Source organism: Patescibacteria group bacterium, assembly GCA_028707495.1.
In the GTDB taxonomy this organism is placed as follows: Bacteria; Patescibacteriota; Patescibacteriia; order UBA2591; family JAQWAS01; genus JAQWAS01.
Map to the genome: position 1 here is coordinate 1 of JAQWAS010000016.1, position 4,656 is coordinate 4,656.

The following is a 4,656-nucleotide window of genomic DNA, read 5'->3' on the forward strand; positions in this document are numbered from 1 at the left end:
AATTGAAAGGCTTGTAAAAAATGAACTGTTTAAAAAAAATAACCGCCGTTGTACTGCTTCTGTCCCTATTTGTGCTTAGCGGCTGCCAACAGATAAAGGATATTTTTAATCCCACCACCCCGACGGAAACAACCATTCCGGCAACGCAGGAGGATAGCTCAGCTGCTACCGAAGCTCCGACACAAACCGAACCAACACAGCAAACCACAGAGCCGACAACCGAGCCGCCGCAGGACAGCTTAAAGGAAGGCTCCTCACTCGTCTATACTGAGGACTCCGGCGACCCCTCTAACGGGACCGCCGTTAATATAAGCATATCCCTCCCCCAGTTTACGGGAGCGAATTCCCAGTCCATAAACGATTATATGAAGCAGCGCTTCGAGTCAATCAAAGCGGAAGCTCTTTCCATAAAGGACTCCTCTGACCCGCTTATGGGCGGCGGTATTGAATACGAACATGAATATAAGCTGGAATTTTCCGATAAATATATAAATGTTATTCAAACGGACTACACATATCTGGCAGGTGCAGTTCATCCCATGCACAATTCCTATTCGGACAATTTCGACGCCTTGACAGGCCAGCGTATCCTGTTAGTCGATTTATTTAAGGATAACTCAGAGTACGCGCGTGTCCTCGCGGAGCGCAGCTTCGATATTATGTATGCAGATAAGAATAAATACGTCAACGTGGGATATTACAGCAGGGAGGAAATAGACGCCAATCCATCCTTGAGAACAGAGGTAAAGGACGCCTGCGTCGCCGCCCTGTCAGACAACACCTTCAAGGTAACCGAAGAAGGATTGACGCTCATCTTCAATCCATACACAATAGCTCCCTACGCATACGGCACAATAGAAGTAAAAATCCCATGGTCTGATTTGAAGGATATAAGAAAATAATCAACATAAAAAGACAGGAACATAACGCTCCTGTCTTTTATAAACCCAATTGTCTACCTTACCCGGTGCAGCTTGCGGACAAATAGCAGTGTCGCCGCCGCACCCGCTCCCGCGAGGACGAATATATATATGCCGTCAAACGTTTTGGGAGCGCTTGTCCCCTCCTGTGCCGGAGCGGGAGTGTCCGCTACTGGAGCTATACCGGCCGGACTGTCCACAAGGGTGTATACCTTAAAGGTATTACAGTTGTATTCAGTCCAGTTGCCGTCGGGAGTCATACCGAAGCGCGCCTGCTGTCCCGTGCCGTCGAAGTCCAGCGTGTTGAACTCGAAGGATATCTTGTCCCCCGTCACACGTGGGATTTTGAGGTCCCATTCGTTGTAGCCGCCCGAGCAGTCCGCGTTGAGGACCTTCCAGGGCGCTTTAATTTCGATGACCCATTTTGTCCCGTCGCGCTTGGAGCCGATAGTATAGCCAAGAGCACCGGCAGGCATAGCGTCTATGGAGTCCCCGTCGTAGGGAGCGTACGCCCAGGTGAAGGGATTTACACCTTGTGCGTATTCGCAGTAGAAGTCAGTCCACAAAAAGCCGGAGCCATAGGTTGTGTCCGTGTCCACACCCAGCTTATCCTGTATGCCTGTTGGATTTATAAGTAGTTGAAAACCGTCGCCACGGATGGTGTTGTCCCGCGTGTCCATGCCCGATTCCATCTTCTTGGGCGTGGGAGTTTTGTCCCCGTCGCAAAGGACAGCTATGTACAGGTTTTCGGGGTCCCACATCATATAGAAGTCGAAATCCATGACATAGGCTGTTTCAAGTCCACCCGCCGTGCGGACATAGCCGGGATCGCTCGTGTTCATCTCCACGTGCCAGGCGTTTGCCCACTCCGCCGCGTCAAAGGACCCGTCACACGCCGGTTCGGACTGCGCCTTGGGTATCTCCAGTCCTATCGCGGGGACAGCGGAGGCTCCGATACTCAGCAATCCTGCCAGAAACGCCGCCAAAACGATCATCGCATAAGCTTTTTTCATCTGACATCCCTACCTTTCCTATAATTTGGGTATTTGTTATAATATTACATAATTGCCATGTCCATGTCAAGTAATAAAAATATCAAATATATAATTTTCTCGTAATTGAACATATTCATAACGATATTTACAATTCACGCGGCATACTATATAATAGGGATATAATATAGTGGGAAAACACCGCTTCAAATATAATACGAATTTAGGATATTTATATATGTTTGAAAAGATAAAATACGACATCAAAATAATCCGCGAACGGGACCCCGCGGCGAAAAGCTCGGCGGAGGTCTTTTTCCTCTATTCCGGACTTCACGCCCTCATCTATTACCGAATAGCCCACTGGTTCCACACAAGGGGACACCGCTTTATAGCCCGCTGGATAAGCCAGCAGGCGCGCTTCCTCACAGGCATCGAAATCCACCCCGGAGCAACAATAGGTCGCGGACTGTTCATCGACCACGGCTCGGGAGTAGTCATAGGCGAAACCGCCGAGGTAGGCGAAAACTGCATACTCTATCAGGGAGTAACCCTCGGAGGCACGGGCAAGGACACGGGCAAGCGCCATCCCACGCTGGGCAACAACGTGCTTGTCGGCTCGGGAGCTAAAATCCTCGGCCCCTTCAAGGTAGGGGACAATGCCAAAATAGCGGCGGGTGCGGTAGTGCTCTCCGAGGTGCCGGACAACGCCACAGCCGTGGGCGTCCCCGCGAGGATTGTCAAGGTGGGCGACAAAAAGCTTGCCCCTGTACAGGACGTGGACCAGATACATACCCCGGACCCCGTCTCCCAGGAGCTTTGTCGACTGCGCTTTAAGGTGGAACAGCTCGAAAAAATTATATCCGAAACGGAGAAAAAAGAAAATGGACAATAATATCTTTCTATATAACACCCTGTCCCGCAAGAAGGAGCAGTTTGTCCCACTTGGCGATGAGGTAAAAATGTATGTATGCGGTCCCACTGTATACAACCTTTTCCATGTGGGCAACGCCCGCTGCTTCATCGTGTTCGATACCCTGCGCCGCTTTCTGGAATACAGGGGCTATAAGGTAAAATATGTACAGAACTTCACCGATATAGACGACAAAATGATCCGCAAGGCAAACGCCGAGGACACAACGGTCGCAGCAATAGCCGAGAAGTATATAACGGAATATAAAAAGGACGCACAGGGGCTGGGTATAACCCCAGCTACCTGCCATCCCAGAGCCACGGAGAATATCGATGCCATAATACAGCTGATAAGCACACTGATGGAAAAGGGCTTCGCCTACGAGGCGCAGGGTGATGTCTACTTCTCGCCCTCCGCCTTCGGAGGCTACGGAAAGCTCTCCGGTATGCCAATAGACGAGCTGGAGGCCGGCGCGCGCGTGGACACAGGGGAAACAAAGCGCGAGCCCATGGACTTCGCTTTGTGGAAGGCGCAGAAGCCCGGCGAACCCGCGTGGCAATCCCCCTGGGGGATGGGACGACCCGGCTGGCATATAGAGTGCTCCGCCATGTCCGGCAAACTGCTCGGGGAGAGCATCGACATCCACTGCGGCGGGCAGGATTTGGTGTTCCCGCACCATGAGAACGAGCGGGCGCAGTCCGAGGCGGCGACGGGCAAGCCCTTCGTCAAGTACTGGCTGCACAACGGCTTTATCAATGTGGACAGCAAGAAGATGAGCAAGTCCGAAAACAATTTTTTCACCGTGCGGGACGCAGCGGAGCGCTTCGGATACCAGTCCATCCGCTTCTTCCTTTTATCCAGCCACTACCGCACTCCCGTCAATTTCACCGAGCAGACCCTCACCAGCGCCAAGGCGTCGCTGGAGCGCATCCACGCCTGCGGGGACAACCTGTCCTTCACGCTTGAAAAGGCGGAGGAGAGGGCGCTGAGCGAGGACGAAAAGGCAGTCCTCAACGCGCTTGAAGGACGCAAAACCTGCTTCATCGAGGCGCTGGACGACGACTTCAACACCGCAAACGCGACCTCCCAGCTCTTCGAGCTGGTGAGTGACATAAACTCCGCGCTGGTTAACCTCCCATTCCCCTCCCGCGCGTTCCTGTCCCACGCAAAGGGACTGTACAACGAGTTGGCGGGACTGCTGGGCTTCCTGAAGCCCGAGGGAGACAGCCTGGAAAAAGAGGTCGAGGAGCTTATAGAAAAGCGTACGCAGGCCAAAAAGTCCAAAAACTTCACCGAGGCGGACAAAATCCGCGACGAGCTGAAGAGCAAGGGGATAATCCTGGAGGACACCGCTCAGGGAGTCAAGTGGAGAAGAGCTTAAATTAAAAATAAAAGGCTGTGCGTATAGCGTAGCCTTTTGTTAATAAAACTTATATTTTATGTTTTTATTGCCCTAATGATAATGATATGGCAAGCTCCAAAGGCGAAGCCTTTTTAAGAGCACTGCAATGCCCAGCGGGCATTGCAGTGCTCTTTTTCGCGTTCCACCCCTTCACCGCCGCGCGGGGAAGGGGCAGGGGATGGGAGTTTCGGTTTTATATATATCACTATCTTAATGATAAAATTGTATTAGATATTTAAATTTAGTTATATATATTTGACACAAAAGGTTAAAAATGATATTATTGGGAATCAGAAAAACTTTACTAACAGGAGAAATATTCAATGTCCGGAATATTTACAATAAATGAAACGATAAACACACTAAACGCTATATTTGAAAAGCATAAAAACGAAAGAGTATGCGTGATAGGAACTGTATGCGTTGGAA

At 50.7% G+C, this 4,656-nt stretch carries 4 protein-coding genes; 3 read left to right on the forward strand and 1 reads right to left on the reverse strand.

Going from position 1 to position 4,656, the window contains the following annotated elements; all coding sequences use genetic code 11:
- Positions 1 to 20: 20 nt before the first annotated feature.
- Positions 21 to 902: an RsiV family protein gene (locus PHS07_04185; GenBank protein ID MDD4607492.1), complete on the forward strand. Its 882-nt coding sequence runs from the start codon at positions 21 to 23 to the stop codon at positions 900 to 902.
- 53 nt (positions 903 to 955) lie between these two features.
- Here the strand turns inward: PHS07_04185 and PHS07_04190 are convergent, their stop codons facing one another.
- Positions 956 to 1,933 (reverse strand): hypothetical protein, encoded by a 978-nt coding sequence (locus tag PHS07_04190; GenBank protein MDD4607493.1) that lies wholly within the window; start codon positions 1,931 to 1,933, stop codon positions 956 to 958.
- A 217-nt stretch (positions 1,934 to 2,150) separates the two neighbouring features.
- On the opposite strand from PHS07_04190, the gene cysE reads away from it, so the two are divergent.
- A complete protein-coding gene (gene cysE, locus PHS07_04195; GenBank protein ID MDD4607494.1) occupies positions 2,151 to 2,807 on the forward strand; it encodes a serine O-acetyltransferase in 657 nt (218 codons plus the stop codon).
- Position 2,808: 1 nt separating this feature from the next.
- A complete protein-coding gene (cysS, locus tag PHS07_04200; GenBank protein MDD4607495.1) occupies positions 2,809 to 4,206 on the forward strand; it encodes a cysteine--tRNA ligase in 1,398 nt (465 codons plus the stop codon).
- The last annotated feature ends 450 nt before the right edge of the window (positions 4,207 to 4,656 follow it).

Excerpts from the sequence above, each read along its gene's own strand:
- PHS07_04185 (MDD4607492.1), top strand. The coding sequence starts at position 21 with ATGAACTGTTTAAAAAAAATAACCGCCGTTGTACTGCTTCTGTCCCTA.
- PHS07_04190 (MDD4607493.1), bottom strand. The coding sequence starts at position 1,933 with ATGAAAAAAGCTTATGCGATGATCGTTTTGGCGGCGTTTCTGGCAGGA.
- cysE (MDD4607494.1), top strand. The coding sequence starts at position 2,151 with ATGTTTGAAAAGATAAAATACGACATCAAAATAATCCGCGAACGGGAC.